The organism is Arthrobacter sp. NicSoilB11 (assembly GCF_019977375.1).
Classification (GTDB): domain Bacteria; phylum Actinomycetota; class Actinomycetes; order Actinomycetales; family Micrococcaceae; genus Arthrobacter.
Genome location: NZ_AP024657.1, coordinates 782,822 through 797,419, shown reverse-complemented (window position 1 = coordinate 797,419; position 14,598 = coordinate 782,822). Strand labels below are relative to the sequence as shown.

Below are 14,598 nucleotides of genomic sequence, written 5' to 3'. Positions count from 1 at the left end.
GCCGGGTCAGAGCATGACGGCGGTGACGGCAAGGTCATTGCCCGCGTACCGTTCGGCGTCCTGCAGGATTTCGCAGATGATCCCGAACGACCTGTCGCTGCGGAACGGGGCAGCCACCTGCCACAGGACCGTGACGGGTGGGTTGCCATTGTCGGTGATGCTGTCCGCGAAGTCGTGGAGCGAGTCGTTCAGCGCGTCCAGGTTCACGCCATAGTGTTCGGGAAAATCCAGGACCTCACCGAAGGTTTCCAGGACGGCACGTTTGCTGTCCGCGGGTGGGACCACCACGCTGCGCCGGCCGGCATCCGCCACCTGTTCCTGCAGCTCTTCCAGGGTCCAGGTGTCGCCGGAGAAGATTCTCATGGTTGCGCTAGCTGCCTTCCGCTATGTACTTGAACGTTGCGTAGTGGTCACTGGTGTAATATTTCTCCCCGCCGTCACCGGCCACGATGCGCCGCGCGCCCCGGTCCGGTTCGCCGGGGGTGGGGACGGTGTACTCGCGGTAATAGCCACGGTTCCGGACCGGCAGGACCCGCTCGAAGTTGCCGAACACCTGCTGGTCCTGGCTGTACTGGAACGGACCGCCCGCCCGGATCAGCCCCAGCACCCGGCGGCCCTCCACGGGAAGGGCAGACTCCCTGATCTCCGGCAGGCTGGACGGGTTCGCGCCCCGCTGCGGCGGGGACTGCTTCGCTGCCGGGGACGTTGCCGCTCCGCCCGGTGTGGGGGTGCGGCTGGAAGCAGTTTCCGGCGTCGTGCCTTCCGTCTGCCGGCCCAGCAGCCCGGCACCGCCGAACGCCACGATGGCCAGCACTACCAGCACGGCCAGGAGCAGGGGGAGGATGGAGCGGTTCCGCATGTGAGCTACGTGCGGTAGATGCTGATGGAGTTGGCCTCGGCCAGGTCGGTTTCCCCCGAAGCCACCTGGATGCCTTGCCGCTGCTTGTGGCGGGGCGAGGTGGTCAGCCGAAGCTCGAACAGGCTTGGATTCTTCCTCCCGGCGTCCGGCAGGGTGACCGTGACGTCCGAGGCACTGCCGTTCACTACCACCAGGCCGGCCAGTTCGCCGCCGTCGTCACCCAGCAGGAGCTGCATGACGCGGTGGTGCGGATCGTTCCAGCGTTCAGCGGACATGGGCTGGCCGTGCTGGTCGAACCAGTAGAGGTAGGACTGCTCGTCCCGCACCGGGAAATCATGCGGCTGGGCAGCCAGGAACTCCTTGCGCAGGCGGATGTACCGTTTGGTGCTGCGCAGCATTTCGTGCGCTTCCGGCGTCATGGTCCAGTCAAGCCAGGTGATGGCATTGTCCTGGCAATAGGCGTTGTTGTTCCCCTGCTGCGTCCGGGCGAGCTCGTCCCCGGCGGTGATCATGGGAACCCCCAGCGAAACCATCAGTGATGCCATCAGGTTCCGCCGCGACTGCGCCCGCCGGGCGAGGATCACACCGTTCTCGGTGGGGCCCTCCACGCCGTGGTTGTAGCTGCGGTTGTCCCCGTGCCCGTCCCTGTTCTCTTCGCCGTTGGCCTCGTTGTGCTTGCGGTCGTAGGACACGAGGTCGTTCATGGTGAAGCCGTCGTGGGCGGTGACGAAGTTGACCGATGCCAGGCGTGACCGGCCGGACGCCTGGAAGAGGCTGGCGGAACCGGACAGGGCGTCGGCGAGTTTGGCCATGGTCCCGCCGTGCCCGCCAGTGTCGATGGCGGCACGGTCTGCCAGCCAAAAGGTACGGACGGCGTCCCGGAAGTGGTCGTTCCAGTCCACCCATCCGGGCGGGAAGCGGCCTGTCTGCCAGCCTCCGTAGCCAATGTCCCAGGGCTCGGCAATCAGCTTGACCTCGGACAGCACGGGGTCGGCGGCGACAGCGGTGAGGAAAGGATGTTCGGGGTCGAATTCGTTCGCGGCGTCCCGGCAGAGCGTGACGGCCAGGTCGAACCGGAACCCGTCAATGTGGTATTCGTCCACCCAGTACCGGAGGGAATCGGTCACCAGCTGGACCACGCGCTGGTCCGCGAAGTTCAGCGTGTTGCCGCAGCCCGTCGTGTCGATGTACCTGCCGTGACCGTCCACGCGGTAGTAGGTGTCCTCCCCCAGTCCGCGGAAGCTCAGGACCGGTCCGCCCGGGCCGGCCTCGGCGGTGTGGTTATAGACGACGTCGAGGATGACCTCCAGCCCGGCCTCGTGGAGTGCCTTGACCATGGCCTTGAACTCATCCTGGACAGCCTGCGGGCCTTCCTCCCGGGCGGCCCGGGTGGCGTACCCGGGGTGCAAGGCGAAGAACGCAGCGGTGTTGTACCCCCAGTAGTTGGTCAGTCCCAGGTCCTGCAGGTGCGGCTCATCGACGTGGAAGTGCACCGGCAGGAGCTGGACGGAGGTAACGCCCAGGCTGGTCAGGTGCTCCACCACGGCTGGGTGGGCCAGGCCGGCATAGGTGCCCCTCAGCTCTTCCGGCACGTCGGGATGGAGCATGCTCTGGCCACGGACGTGGGCTTCGTACACGATCGTGTTGCGCCAGGGAAGGCGCAGGCGTTCGTCCGACCCCCAGTCGAAGTCGGTTGCGGTCCGGACGCTGGTGAGGACGCCGTCGCGCTGGTCCACTCCCCGGCCATAGGGGTCCAGGAGCAGGGGCTGGCTGCGGGAACCGTTCCCATTGCCTGCAGGAAGCCCGGAGGGCAGGGTTTGGCGGTCCGGCGTGGGACAGAAGCCGTAGTGCGATCCGTAGGGCAGGTCCTCGACAATGCCGTGATGGACGCCGCGCGTAACGTTGGGCAGCGTCTGGACCCGCCACTGGCCGCCCGGAGGGCAGTACACGATGTCCAGGCTGGACACCCCGGGGGCAAGGCAGGCGACGTTGGCGCGCGCGCCGGCGTGGTGGCGGGTACCTCCGGAATCAGCGCGCGGAACGCTGACACCGAGGGGAACAGCCGAGGAGGCATCCATGGCGGAAGCAGTGTCGAAGAGCGGCATGACCATCACCTAAATAGTAGCCGCCAGCGGCACCTGACCTGCCCGTACGCCACAGCGGCGCCGGGTAACCATCCCGGGATACCGGGCTGGAAGTACTTACCCCGCCGCGCGTTGGCGGGAGACCTCGTACAGCGAGATGCCCACGGCCATCGACGCGTTGAGTGACTCCATGGCGGAGTCGATGGGGATGGAGACGATCTGGTCGCAGTTCTCACGGACCAGGCGGCTCAGGCCCTTACCCTCGGAGCCCACAACGATGCACACCGGTTCTTTGGCCAGGGTGAGGTCAGGCAGCGAAACGTCGCCGTCGCCGTCGAGCCCCAGGACGAAGATGCCCATGTTCTTGAACTGCTTCAGGGCGTTGTTCAGGTTGGAGGCGCGGGCCACGGGCACGCGGACCGCCGCGCCGGCGCTGGTTTTCCAGGCCGAGGCGGTGACGCCCACCGAGCGGCGCTCGGGCACGATCACGCCGTGGCCGCTGAAGGCGGAGACGGAGCGGATAATGGCACCCAGGTTCCGGGGGTCCGTGATGCCGTCCAGTGCAACGAAGAGCGGCGCGTTGGCGACGTGCCCCTTCTTCCACTTCTCCACGGTTTCCTCGGCCAGTTCGTAGGCGTCCTGGTAATCGTAAGGCGGGATCTGCAGCACCAGGCCCTGGTGGACGGCGTCGTCCGTCATCCGGTCCAGTTCCGCCTTGCCGGTTTCCATCAGCGGGATGCCGCGTTCGGCGGCGAGCTTCAGGGATTCCTTGACGCGGTCGTCCATCTCGATGCGGATGGCAACGTGCAGGGCTTTGGCAGGGATGCCGGCGCGGAGCGCTTCTACGACCGAATTGCGTCCGGTCACCACTTCCTCGGTGGCACGGCCCTTGGGTCCGGACTTGGCGGCACCGGCACTGCGGGCACCGGTTCCGCGCTTGGCAGCGGAGCGCTCGGCCAGCTGCTTGGCTTTGTGTGCCTTGTGGTACGGACGGTCCTCGGCCTTGGGCGTGGGGCCCTTGCCCTCGAGGGCCTTGCGGCCATGGCCACCGGTTCCGATGGTTGGGCCCTTCTTCGCTTTAACCGATCGGCGACCATTGTTGGCCATGATGTTCCACCCTTGATTGTGTTGACTGAATCTGCCTACCAGTCTACTGACCGAAGAAAAATCGGCAGCGCCGGCAAGCGATCCGTCCCCTGGGGCGGGTAGGGATCAGTCCCGCTTGAGGCTCCACGTGGCGCCGTCCGGGCCGTCTTCCACCACGACGCCGGCCTGGTTGAGCGTGTCCCGGATGGCGTCGGAGGCGGCCCAGTCCTTTTGGGCCCGGGCAGCCGCGCGGGCGGCCAGCTGCGCTTCGACCAGCACGCCAAGGGCCTCGGCCTCCCGGGTTGCCGCGGCAGCGGAGCCTTCGACTGCGTTCAGCCCCAGGACCCCGAGCATGTCGTGGACATGGTGCAGCGCCTGCCGGGCGTCCTCCAGCCGGTCCTCAGTGAGGGCGGTGTTTCCGGAGCGGACCGTGTCATGGAGTACTGCCAGCGCCTGGGGGACGTTCAGGTCGTCATCCATGGCGCGTTCGAACGCCTCGGGAACAAGACCGTCCGTGGCAAGGGTGTAGGTTCCGTCAGAGGAAAGTGCACGCACGGCCCGGCTGATGAAGCCGTCAATGCGTTCGACGGCGGCCGCGGCCTCCTGCAGGGAGGTGGGCCGGTAGTCCAGGATGGAGCGGTAGTGCGCCTGGCCGAGGTAGTAGCGCACCACCCGCGGCGACGCGAGTTCCAGCATCTCCGCGGGGCTGATGGTGTTGCCGATGGACTTGGACATCTTTTCGCCCTGGTAGGTCACCATGCCGTTGTGCATCCAGAAGTTGGCGAACGGGTGTCCGGCCGCCTGTGACTGCGCCATCTCGTTTTCGTGGTGCGGGAAGCGCAGGTCCAGGCCGCCGCCATGGATATCGAATGCGGTACCCAGGTACTTGGTGACCATGGCCGAGCACTCAAGGTGCCAGCCGGGCCGTCCTGCCCCCCAGGGCGAAGCCCAGCTGGCGGTGGCCGGCTCCCCTTCTTTGGAGCCCTTCCACAGCGCAAAGTCGCGGGGGTCCTTCTTGCCGCGGGGGTCGGCGTCGGGCGCTGCCTGCATGTCATCGATGTTCTGCCGGGTCAGTGCGCCGTATGTGTCCCACGAACGGACGTCGAAGTACACGTCCCCTGAATCATCCAGGGCAGGATAGGCATGGCCGCGGTCAATGAGCTGCTGGATCAGGGCATGCATCTCGGGGATGTGTCCGGTGGCCCGGGGTTCGTACGTGGGCCGGGAGACGCCAAGGGTGTCGTAGGCCTTCAGGAATTCCTGCTCGTAGCGGTACGCCAGCGCCCACCATTCCTCCTGAGGCACTTCGCCCACCTCCGGGCTGAAGTCCGGCGCGAACGAAGCCTCGGACTTGGCCAGGATCTTGTCGTCGATGTCCGTCACGTTGCGGACGACCGTGACGCGCAGGCCCCGGTACTCAAGCCAGCGGGTGAGCTGGTCAAAGGCGATGGCGGAGCGGATGTGCCCCACGTGCGGCATGCCCTGGACGGTGGCGCCGCAGTAGTAGAGGCTGACCTTGCCGTCGACGATGGGGACGAAGTTCCGGACTTCGGCGGAGGCGGTGTCATAGAAGCGCAGGGTCACCGCTCCAGACTAGCTGATGGGCTGGGGCTGCTGGGGGTACACCAGCGCGGTGGCCACCGCCGAAATGCCTTCCCCGCGTCCGGTGAATCCCAGGCCGTCGCTGGTGGTTGCCGTGACGCCCACAGAGGCGCCTGCGGCTTCGCTGAGGACCTTTTGGGATTCTTCCCTGCGCGGCCCGAACTTGGGCCGGTTGGCCACGAACTGCACCGCAACGTTGCCAATTTCGAACCCGGCTGCCCGGACAATCCGGGCGGCTTCGGCCAGGAGGGTGGCGCCGGATGCGCCGGCGAACTCCGGGCGGTCGGTACCGAAGTGGGTGCCAAGGTCGCCGATACCGGCGGCCGAGAACAGGGCGTCCGCGGCCGCATGGGCGACGGCGTCACCATCTGAGTGCCCGGCGAGGCCCCGTTCGCCGGGCCATAGGAGTCCACCGAGCCAGAGGGGCCGGGGCGAGTCTTCCGGCGCGTAGGCATGGACGTCGATCCCCACCCCGGTGCGCGGCAGAACCATCTCCGCGCTCATCCTTCCACCCACCGGGCGCCGAGCGGGCCTTCCAGGAGCCCTTCCGCGAAGATCAGGTCAAGGGGCGTTGTGATCTTGAGGGACTGCGTTGATCCGCGGACGGCATGGACGGGGGTGCCGAGCATCTCCACCAGCATGGCGTCGTCGGTGACGGCCGCGGACTGCTGCTGGTCCAGGGACTGTGCGGCCTGGTGCGCCTGCAGCAGCGCGCCGATCCGGAAACCCTGGGGCGTCTGCACGGCCCGGAGCTCCTGGCGGCGGGCTGTCCCCGTGACAACTTCGGGTGCAAAGGCCGCGTCCTCCCCGGTAGTGGCGGCCACCGTTTTGACGGTGTCTACCACGGGCAGCGCCGGAATGACGGCGGCAGCGCCGGCGGCAAGGGCATCGGAGACGCGGTGGAAAACGGATTCGGGCGTGAGCGCGCGGGCGGCGTCGTGGACCAGGACCGCCTCGATGCCGTCCATCAGTGCCGAGATGCCTGCGCGGACGGAGTCGGCCCGGGTGGCTCCGCCGTCGACAATCGTCAGGAGTGGACCACCATCGGCAAGCTCGCCACGGAAGTCGTCACACAACTCCCGCAGGCCCTGGTCACCGGCAGGCAGCGCCACGCACACCTGGCTGGCCACTCCTGACGCGACAATGCCCCGCAGGGCATGTATCAGGATGGGCTCGCCGCCGAGCGGAACAGCGGCCTTGGGCATGCCGTAGCCGAGGCGCTGCCCGGAACCGGCGGCCACGAGGATGACGGCCGTGACCAGGCGCGTGGGTGATTCACTCATGCGGACTAGCCTACGACGCCGCCACTGCGGTCAGGCGGCTTGGACACCGGCGGGTGATGCCAAAAAAAGAAGCCCCGGCGGCACTTGCGTGCCGCCGGGGCTAAATTCTTAGGAAGCCAGGACCTCGTCGAGAACGCTTGCAGCCTTCTCCTCGTCGGTCTTTTCAGCCAGCGCCAGTTCTGAAATCAGAATCTGACGGGCTTTGGCCAGCATACGCTTCTCGCCTGCGGAAAGGCCCCGGTCGTGATCCCGGCGCCACAGGTCGCGAACGACCTCTGCCACCTTGATGACGTCACCGGAAGCAAGCTTCTCCAGATTTGCCTTGTACCTGCGTGACCAGTTGGTGGGTTCCTCGGTGAACTCGGCGCGGAGCACATCAAACACGTGCTCCAGGCCTTCCTTGCCCACTACGTCCCGGACCCCAACAAGGTCAACGTTCTCTGCTGGAACTTCAATGGTCAGATCACCCTGAGCCACCTTGAGCTTGAGATACATCTTCTCTTCGCCCTTGATGGTGCGCATCTTGATTTCTTCAATCTTCGCAGCACCGTGGTGAGGGTAAACTACTGTCTCGCCGACCTCAAATACCATGTGGACATTTCCCCTTTCCCGCAGACCAGTTTATCACGATTCAGGCATATGACCGGCCGGAGAAAGGGCCTCCAACCGCGAAAATACGCGGAAAATGGGCCCAATCAACCCCCTTCACCCCCTTGACGGATGGGAGGATTAGTGCATCAGGTGAGCGCTCCCACAGTGGATGTGACACCGCCGAATCCTCGTTTGCCCCTCATTGCGGATAGGCTATGGGCTGAAAAAGACTTCAAATTTCTCGAGGAGTACGTGACGTGCGTTCCACTGCGATGAACCGGGCCCAGCGCGGCAAACTGGCACTGACGGCTGCTGCCCTTGGCGCCAGCCTGCTGACCGCGGGCTGCGGTTACATCACGCCCCAGCAGACCAGCCATCAGTACTCCGCCTCGGACGGCATCCGCGCGGACCTCGGTCCCCTGCAGTTGCGGAACATCCTGATTGTTTCCACCGGCGAGGACAAGCCCGGCCGCCTGATCGGCGCCGTTTACAACTCCTCTTCCAAGGACGTGAAGCTCACGGTCAACGGCGCCAAGGGCTCGCAGACCGAGGTACCGGTGAAGGCCAACTCGTACACGCTCCTCAACGAGAAGTCCGACGAAGCCATCCTGAGCACCACTGGTGGCCAGCCCGGCTCCCTGGTGGACGTCAAGATCAGCGAGAACGGCACCAACGTCAGCAACACCGTCAAGGTTCCCGTCCTGGACGCCACGCTGGAGGAGTACAAGGACTACGTACCTACGCCGAGCGCTTCGGCAACGTCCTCGTCGTCCGCTTCTTCATCCGCCACCCCCTCTGCCGGCGCAACCACCAGCGCCACTTCGAGCGCCTCCGCCCCGGCTACTGCCACCGCGACCGCCACGAGCCGCTAAGCAGGCGCCGGAACCCCGGACACAACGAAAGGGAGGAGCCCACTGGCTCCTCCCTTTTGTTATGCCTGCTGACGGAGTCCCGGTACGGCCTACGGCTCGAATTTGTACCCAAGGCCGCGGACGGTCACCAGGTAGCGGGGAGCGGACGGATCGGGTTCGATCTTGCCGCGGAGGCGCTTCACGTGGACGTCAAGGGTCTTGGTATCGCCCACGTAGTCGGAGCCCCAGACGCGGTCGATGAGCTGGCCGCGGGTCAGCACCCTGCCCGAGTTGCGCAGCAGCATCTCCAGGAGCTCGAACTCCTTCAAGGGAAGCAGGACCTGCTGGCCGTCCACGCTCACCACGTGCCGTTCGATGTCCATGCGGACCGGACCGGCCTGGACGGTTGAGGAAATCAGCTCCTCAGGCTCCCCCTGGCGCCGCAATACCGCCCGGACGCGGGCCACCAGTTCGCGGGAGGAGTAGGGCTTGGTGACGTAATCGTCAGCACCGAGTTCCAGGCCCACCACCTTGTCGATTTCCGAGTCCTTGGCGGTCAGCATGATGACGGGGACGCTTGAGCGCTGGCGGAGCTGCCGGCACACTTCAGTGCCGGAGAGACCCGGGAGCTGCAGGTCAAGCAACACCAGGTCGGCGCCGTTGCGGTCGAATTCGGTGATGGCATCAAGGCCGTTGTCCACCACCTCCACCTCGAACCCTTCTTTGCCCAGCAAATAGGACAACGGATCGCTGAACGACTCCTCGTCCTCGACAATCAAAATCCTGCTCAAGCGCTGGCTCCTCGATCTGTTGCGCCGGCGGCGCGGGGTAGGTGGGTAAGACTGAGTTTTTCCGGCGCCTGTGCCGGTGCTTCCGGCCCGGCCGGCGCGTCCTCGCCGTCCTGGCCTTCCATTTCGGGCAGCCGGAGGGTGAAGGTGGACCCTTGCCCGGGCTGGGACCAGAGGGTCACTTCGCCGCCGTGGTTGGACGCCACGTGCTTCACGATGCTCAGGCCCAGGCCGGTACCGCCCGTCTGGCGGGAACGGGCGGCGTCCACCCGGTAGAAGCGTTCGAACACGCGTTCCTGGTCCTCAGGGGTCAGCCCCTCGCCCTGATCCGTCACGGAAATCGAGACTACGCCTTCCCTGGAACGTACACCGATCCCCACCCGGGTGTTGTCGGGTGAATAGCGGATGGCGTTGTCGATAAGGTTTCGCAGCGCCGTCACCAGCAGGTCCTGGTCACCGAAGACCTTGCCCTCGGTGCGGCCGCCCACCACGATGCTGATGTTCTTGCTTTCCGCGGGAAGCTGCGACCGGTCCACGGCCTCGGCGATGACGGCGTTGATGTCCACCGGGCCGCCCTGCTGGGTCACGCTGGCGCCCTGCAGACGGGAAAGTTCGATGATGTCCTGGACCAGGGCGGCCAGGCGGGCGGATTCCTTGTGCATGCGCTTGGCGAAGCGGCGGACAGCGTCAGGATCGTCGGCGGAGGATTCGAGCGCCTCGGCCAGCAGCGAAATGGCACCCACGGGGGTTTTCAGTTCGTGGGATACGTTGGCGACGAAGTCGTTGCGGATCTCTTCGGTGCGCGTGATCTCCGTCCGGTCATCGGCGAGGAGCAGGATGTATTCCTCACCCAGCATGGCCGCCCGCACCTGGACGATGATGGTTCCCTTGCCCAGCGGCCCCCTCGGGAGTTCGAGCTGCTTTTCCAGGATGACGCCGTCCCGCCGGACTCCCGCGGTCATGTCCAGGAGTTCCCTGTGGACCACGGTGTGCCCGCGGACCAGGCCGTACGCGTACGCTGCGGGGCTGGCCCGGACCACGCCGTCCACGTCGTCCAGCACCACAAAAGCGCGTCCGACGACGGCGAGCACCTCCGCTGCGCCGGGCGGCAGTGCCAGCTCCCCGGCGTCGATCTCCAGCAGCTCGCGCTGCTTCTCGCTGACCCGGTAGGCAAGCACGCCGAACGTGCCAAGCGCCAGACCGATAAGGCCGGCAACCAGACCAATGAGCATAGGATCCACAGCTCCACTTTATGCTCTTGCCCTAAGCCCCCTGCCGACTTCCGGCCTATCCGGCCAACGGTTCAACTAACGTTCATCTGTGTGGGCATAATCGTTTACCGGGCGATGACAGAGTTGGTGGTCAGAGCGCCTAATGGCGACACGATTCCTGCTGCCCTGCAGCGGCCGGCGGGAGTTCCAAGGAAAGGACGCCTACGTGCGTAAGGTTTTTCAGGAAGAGCTCACCCAGGTCGGTGACCAGCTGGTGGAGATCTCCCGACTGGTCAGCGAAGCGATCAACAAGGCCACTACCTCGTTCCAGGTAGCGGACGTGGACCTCGCGCAGGATGTCATCGCCGCGGACGCGCGCATCGATTTCCTGCAGAACAGCCTCGATGAGCGGGCCATCGACATTCTGGCACTGCAGGGTCCTGTCGCCAGCGACCTGCGCATGATCGTCGGTTCCCTGCGGATGAGCGCGTCCCTCGAGCGGATGGGTGACCTGGCCCGCCACATCGCCCAACTGGCCCGCCTCCGCTACCCCTCCACGGTGATTCCGGAGTCCATGACGGAGACCTTCAACCGGATGGCCGAGCTCGACCAGGAGATCGCCGACAAGCTGACCGTCCTGCTTGAAAGCCGCGACCTCGAGGTGGCCAGGGACATCCTCAAGGCCAACACGGCGATCAATGACCTGCACCTGAGCGTCTTCAAGGCCATCGCCGCGCCTGAGTGGCACGAGTCCCCCGCCACCACCGTGGACGTGGCCCTCGCCAGCCGCTACTTCGAGCGCTTCGCCGACCACGGCGTCTCCGTCGCCCAGAAGGTGACCTACCTGGTCACGGGCGCATGGCAGCCCACCGGGACAGAACACAGCTGACACCCAAGCTGCCGGAGGACGACGGCGGGCCGGTCACCTGAGGTGACCGGCCCGCCGTCGTACGGGTTTAATGTCCTATTTCTTGCCCTGGTTTGCCACTGCCAGGATGGCTTCTTCGGCAGCTTCGGGGTCCAGGTACGTTCCGCCGGGCTTGACCGGCTTGAAGTCCTCGTCCAGTTCGTACACCAGCGGGATGCCGGTGGGGATGTTCAGGCCGGCGATGGCTTCGTCGCTGATGCCGTCGAGGTGCTTGACCAGGGCACGCAGCGAGTTGCCGTGCGCGGTCACCAGGACCGTCTTGCCTGCCTTGAGGTCCTCCTTGATGTCCGATTCCCAGTAGGGCAGGAGCCGCACCAGGACATCCTTGAGGCACTCGGTGCGCGGCAGGGCATCGCCGAGTCCCGCGTAACGGGGGTCGTGCGCCTGGGAGAACTCGGAGTTGTCGTCGAGGGGCGGCGGCGGGGTGTCGTAGGAACGGCGCCATTCCATGAACTGCTCTTCGCCGTATTCGGCGAGGGTCTGCGCCTTGTCCTTGCCCTGCAGCGCGCCGTAGTGGCGTTCGTTCAGGCGCCAGTCGCGCTTGACCGGAATCCAGCCGCGGTCGGCCTTGTCCAGGGCGATGTTCGCGGTGTTGATGGCCCGCTTCAGCAGGGAGGTGTAGAGCACGTCCGGAAGGATGTTGTTCTCCACCAGCAGCTCACCGCCGCGCGCTGCTTCCGCGCGGCCCTGGTCGTTCAGGTCAACGTCCACCCAGCCGGTGAACAGGTTCTTTGCGTTCCATTCGCTGTGGCCGTGGCGCAGCAGAATCAGCTTGTAAGTCATGATTTTCATCCTAGCCGAGCAGTGTTGCCGCCCGCCCAGCGTTACAAGCCAGGCCGCGGTGGGGCCCGCTTCCCCCAGGGCCAGGGATAGGGTTGTGCGGTGGTTCAAAAGGCTGAACGGGTGAACTCCCCGCAACTATCCGGCAGGACATCCGCCGCCCGGCAGGGCCGTCCGGTGGGCAACGTCACCCGCGGCACCACCAACCCCAACCGGATGCGCCGGGTGGACCGCTGGCTGGCCGGACCTCAGGCCTGGCGCCTGCGGTCGGCGGCTGACCCGCTCGTCATTGACCTGGGCTACGGCGCAACACCAGCCACCGCCGTCGAACTCCATGAAAGGCTCGCCGCTGTCCGGCCGGACGTGCGGGTCTGCGGGATCGAGATCGAACCGGAGCGCGTCCGCGCTGCGCTTCCGCTGCAGCGGCCCGGGCTGACCTTCCACCTGGGCGGCTTCGAGCTGCCCGTTCCCGGCCATCCTGTCCTGGTCCGCGCCTTCAATGTCCTGCGGCAGTACGAGGAAGCTGATGTCCGGGGCATCTGGCAGCTGGTGCAGGGCAGGTTGTCGCCGGGCGGCATATTCGTGGACGGCACGTGCGACGAGATCGGGCGGCGCGTGGCGTGGGTGACCCTCGACCGGGTCCGTCCGCTGTCGCTGAGCATCTCGGTCCGTTTCGGGAGCTTCGACCTGCCTTCGGACGTGGCCGAGCGGCTTCCCAAGGCCTTGATCCACCGCAACGTCCCTGGCGAACCTGTTCATGCCTTCATGCAGGCGATGGACCGCGCATGGCTTGGGAGCGCGCCGCTCGCCTCGTTCGGCAACAGGCAGCGCTGGGTCGGCATGTGCCGGGGCCTGCGCGAGGCCGGGTGGCCGGTGCAGGACGGGCCGGCCAGGTGGCGGCTGGGCGAGCTGACGGTGGACTGGGCGGCCGTGGAACCTGGTTACCAGGGGCCGTAGGGGCCCATGTTGCGGCTGCCGCCGCGGCCTGCGTCCTTCACTGCGGGACGGACGTCGGCCAGGTAGACGGAGGCTGCCACCACGGCGGCGAGCCCGAAGAGGCCAAGGGTGCTGATAATGCCGCCACCGGCGCCGAACAGCGAAATGATGCCCACCAGCAACGCACCGCCGGTGAGGGCAAGCCAGAACGTCTTGGTCCGCTTGCCCGTGGCTTCGAAGGCGTTGGCCCGGTGCCTGGCACAGTCCACGAACGCCCACAGTTCAAGCCCCAGGGCCACCAGGCCAAGGATAAAGAACACTGCCTGCTCTACGTACGCGATAATTATTCGACCGTCCACAAGCCCAGCCTAGCCCTCCAGCGTGTCCAGCGCCTGCTTCAGGTCAGCCCACAGGTCCTCAACATTTTCCACCCCGACGCTCAGCCGAACCAGGTTTTCGGGGACGCTGGCGGGTTCCGCCGAGTGCCGGCGCCGCCGTTCGATCAGGGATTCGACCCCGCCCAGGGAGGTGGCCGGCAGCCAAAGCTCCAACGCCTGCACCAGCTTGTCCGCGGCGTCGGCGCCGCCCAGGCCCGCCGTGGGTGCCACCTGGACACAGATAATGGAGCCAAAGCCCTGCATTTGTTCCTTGGCGCGGGCATGGCCGGGGTCGGAATCGAGCCCGGGGAACCGGATGGAATCAATGGCGGGGTGGGCGGCGAGGCGTTCCGCCAGGATCATTGCCGACTCCTGCGACCGTTCCACGCGCAGCGCGAGGGTCCGCAGACCCCGCAGTGCGAGCCACGCTTCGAAGGGACCCGCGATGGCGCCGTGGATGATGCGGTGGTGGAGCAGCGACGACCGGATGTCCGGATTGGAAGTAACCAGGGCGCCAAGGACGACGTCGGAGTGCCCGGCGAGGTACTTGGTCACCGAGTGGAGGACGACGTCGGATCCGAGCTGCAGGGGCTGCTGCACCAGTGGCGTGGAAAAGGTGTTGTCAGTGACGACGATTGCCCCGGCTGCATGGGCGGCCTCAGCGACGGCCGGCATGTCCGCTATTCCGAGCATGGGGTTGGTGGGGCTTTCCAGCCACAGCATGGCCGCGGTTTTCGCCGACGGGCCTTGCGGTGCCAGGGCATCCTTGACGGCGTCCGTGTCGGCAATGTCCACTGTCCGGAGTTCGATGAATCCTTTTTGGGCAAGTTCCGTCGCCATCACCAGGGAGCCGGAGTAGCTGTGGTTGGGCATGACCAGCACGCCGCCGGCAGGGATCAGGGACAGCGCGGAACTGACCGCCGCCAGCCCCGACGCGTAGAGCAGTCCGGGAAGGGCAGCTCCTTCAAGCTGGCCGAGGGCCTCCTCAAAGGGATCCCAGGTGGGGTTGGAATAGCGGCCATAACCCCGGTCGCCGTCGCCCAGCGGACCGGTACCGAAGTAGGTGGAGGAAAGCGTGATGGGAGGATTGACCGGCTGGTCCCTTTCCCGCGGCGGACGCCCGGCCGCCACCACCACGGTCTCGGGTGAAAGGGAAGCGGCCTGGTGCTCGGAAAGACTCATGGTGAAAAGCGTACTGTTCCTGCCGGATCCGCCGGAAGCG

General features: G+C 66.2%; 16 protein-coding genes. 3 read left to right on the top strand and 13 right to left on the bottom strand.

All coding sequences use genetic code 11. The features are described 5' to 3' along the window. Positions 1-6: 6 nt before the first annotated feature. The 8 genes from LDO14_RS03840 to LDO14_RS03805 form a co-directional block, all read right to left on the bottom strand. Positions 7-363 carry a barstar family protein gene (locus LDO14_RS03840; RefSeq protein WP_018771183.1) on the bottom strand — a complete coding sequence of 119 codons (357 nt, stop codon included), beginning with the start codon at positions 361-363 and terminating at the stop codon, positions 7-9. Positions 364-370: 7 nt separating this feature from the next. Beyond that, complete coding sequence (locus tag LDO14_RS03835) at positions 371-859, bottom strand: ribonuclease domain-containing protein (protein WP_018771184.1); 489 nt, start codon at positions 857-859, stop codon at positions 371-373. A 5-nt stretch (positions 860-864) separates the two neighbouring features. After that, positions 865-2,970 (bottom strand): glycogen debranching protein GlgX, encoded by a 2,106-nt coding sequence (gene glgX, locus LDO14_RS03830; protein WP_056389212.1) that lies wholly within the window; start codon positions 2,968-2,970, stop codon positions 865-867. Positions 2,971-3,060: 90 nt separating this feature from the next. Continuing rightward, on the bottom strand, positions 3,061-4,050 hold the full coding sequence (gene rlmB / locus LDO14_RS03825) for a 23S rRNA (guanosine(2251)-2'-O)-methyltransferase RlmB (RefSeq protein WP_018771186.1): 990 nt from the start codon (positions 4,048-4,050) through the stop codon (positions 3,061-3,063). Between the two features lie 105 nt (positions 4,051-4,155). Further along, the gene (gene cysS, locus LDO14_RS03820) at positions 4,156-5,613 is read right to left on the bottom strand and encodes a cysteine--tRNA ligase (protein ID WP_018771187.1); all 1,458 of its coding nucleotides are present in this window, start codon (positions 5,611-5,613) and stop codon (positions 4,156-4,158) included. A gap of 9 nt (positions 5,614-5,622) precedes the next feature. After that, entirely contained in the window at positions 5,623-6,123 is a 501-nt protein-coding gene (ispF, locus tag LDO14_RS03815) for a 2-C-methyl-D-erythritol 2,4-cyclodiphosphate synthase (RefSeq protein ID WP_018771188.1), read from the bottom strand. An 8-nt stretch (positions 6,124-6,131) separates the two neighbouring features. After that, positions 6,132-6,914 (bottom strand): 2-C-methyl-D-erythritol 4-phosphate cytidylyltransferase, encoded by a 783-nt coding sequence (gene ispD, locus LDO14_RS03810; protein WP_056389214.1) that lies wholly within the window; start codon positions 6,912-6,914, stop codon positions 6,132-6,134. 108 nt (positions 6,915-7,022) lie between these two features. Continuing rightward, positions 7,023-7,505 carry a CarD family transcriptional regulator gene (locus LDO14_RS03805; RefSeq protein WP_011690592.1) on the bottom strand — a complete coding sequence of 161 codons (483 nt, stop codon included), beginning with the start codon at positions 7,503-7,505 and terminating at the stop codon, positions 7,023-7,025. A gap of 272 nt (positions 7,506-7,777) precedes the next feature. On the opposite strand from LDO14_RS03805, the gene LDO14_RS03800 reads away from it, so the two are divergent. After that, positions 7,778-8,377, top strand: a complete 600-nt coding sequence (locus tag LDO14_RS03800) for a hypothetical protein (protein ID WP_056389217.1) — start codon at positions 7,778-7,780, stop codon at positions 8,375-8,377. Between the two features lie 89 nt (positions 8,378-8,466). Here the strand turns inward: LDO14_RS03800 and LDO14_RS03795 are convergent, their stop codons facing one another. Next, a complete protein-coding gene (locus LDO14_RS03795; protein WP_026266060.1) occupies positions 8,467-9,147 on the bottom strand; it encodes a response regulator transcription factor in 681 nt (226 codons plus the stop codon). Then, positions 9,144-10,376, bottom strand: coding sequence for an ATP-binding protein (locus LDO14_RS03790; RefSeq protein ID WP_134165866.1), 1,233 nt, complete (start codon positions 10,374-10,376; stop codon positions 9,144-9,146). Before LDO14_RS03790 ends, LDO14_RS03795 begins: the two co-directional genes overlap by 4 nt. A gap of 205 nt (positions 10,377-10,581) precedes the next feature. On the opposite strand from LDO14_RS03790, the gene phoU reads away from it, so the two are divergent. Then, positions 10,582-11,244: a phosphate signaling complex protein PhoU gene (gene phoU, locus LDO14_RS03785; RefSeq protein WP_018771193.1), complete on the top strand. Its 663-nt coding sequence runs from the start codon at positions 10,582-10,584 to the stop codon at positions 11,242-11,244. A 75-nt stretch (positions 11,245-11,319) separates the two neighbouring features. Here phoU and LDO14_RS03780 read toward each other — a convergent pair whose 3' ends face one another. Further along, entirely contained in the window at positions 11,320-12,066 is a 747-nt protein-coding gene (locus LDO14_RS03780; RefSeq protein WP_018771194.1) for a phosphoglyceromutase, read from the bottom strand. Between the two features lie 120 nt (positions 12,067-12,186). On the opposite strand from LDO14_RS03780, the gene LDO14_RS03775 reads away from it, so the two are divergent. After that, complete coding sequence (locus tag LDO14_RS03775; RefSeq protein ID WP_223993856.1) at positions 12,187-13,020, top strand: class I SAM-dependent methyltransferase; 834 nt, start codon at positions 12,187-12,189, stop codon at positions 13,018-13,020. Here the strand turns inward: LDO14_RS03775 and LDO14_RS03770 are convergent. After that, positions 13,005-13,358, bottom strand: a complete 354-nt coding sequence (locus LDO14_RS03770) for a DUF2516 family protein (protein WP_026266062.1) — start codon at positions 13,356-13,358, stop codon at positions 13,005-13,007. The genes LDO14_RS03775 and LDO14_RS03770 overlap by 16 nt on opposite strands. A 9-nt stretch (positions 13,359-13,367) precedes the next feature. Continuing rightward, a complete protein-coding gene (locus tag LDO14_RS03765) occupies positions 13,368-14,558 on the bottom strand; it encodes an aminotransferase class I/II-fold pyridoxal phosphate-dependent enzyme (protein WP_144600290.1) in 1,191 nt (396 codons plus the stop codon). Positions 14,559-14,598 lie beyond the last annotated feature (40 nt).

What these genes read in the sequence shown, in the direction of transcription:
- glgX (WP_056389212.1), bottom strand. Translation starts at nt 2,970, where the DNA reads ATGGTCATGCCGCTCTTCGACACTGCTTCCGCCATGGATGCCTCCTCG.
- LDO14_RS03765 (WP_144600290.1), bottom strand. Translation starts at nt 14,558, where the DNA reads ATGAGTCTTTCCGAGCACCAGGCCGCTTCCCTTTCACCCGAGACCGTG.
- LDO14_RS03790 (WP_134165866.1), bottom strand. Translation starts at nt 10,376, where the DNA reads ATGCTCATTGGTCTGGTTGCCGGCCTTATCGGTCTGGCGCTTGGCACG.
- LDO14_RS03805 (WP_011690592.1), bottom strand. Translation starts at nt 7,505, where the DNA reads ATGGTATTTGAGGTCGGCGAGACAGTAGTTTACCCTCACCACGGTGCT.
- rlmB (WP_018771186.1), bottom strand. Translation starts at nt 4,050, where the DNA reads ATGGCCAACAATGGTCGCCGATCGGTTAAAGCGAAGAAGGGCCCAACC.
- LDO14_RS03840 (WP_018771183.1), bottom strand. Translation starts at nt 363, where the DNA reads ATGAGAATCTTCTCCGGCGACACCTGGACCCTGGAAGAGCTGCAGGAA.
- ispD (WP_056389214.1), bottom strand. Translation starts at nt 6,914, where the DNA reads ATGAGTGAATCACCCACGCGCCTGGTCACGGCCGTCATCCTCGTGGCC.
- ispF (WP_018771188.1), bottom strand. Translation starts at nt 6,123, where the DNA reads ATGGTTCTGCCGCGCACCGGGGTGGGGATCGACGTCCATGCCTACGCG.
- LDO14_RS03835 (WP_018771184.1), bottom strand. Translation starts at nt 859, where the DNA reads ATGCGGAACCGCTCCATCCTCCCCCTGCTCCTGGCCGTGCTGGTAGTG.
- LDO14_RS03780 (WP_018771194.1), bottom strand. Translation starts at nt 12,066, where the DNA reads ATGACTTACAAGCTGATTCTGCTGCGCCACGGCCACAGCGAATGGAAC.
- LDO14_RS03800 (WP_056389217.1), top strand. Translation starts at nt 7,778, where the DNA reads ATGAACCGGGCCCAGCGCGGCAAACTGGCACTGACGGCTGCTGCCCTT.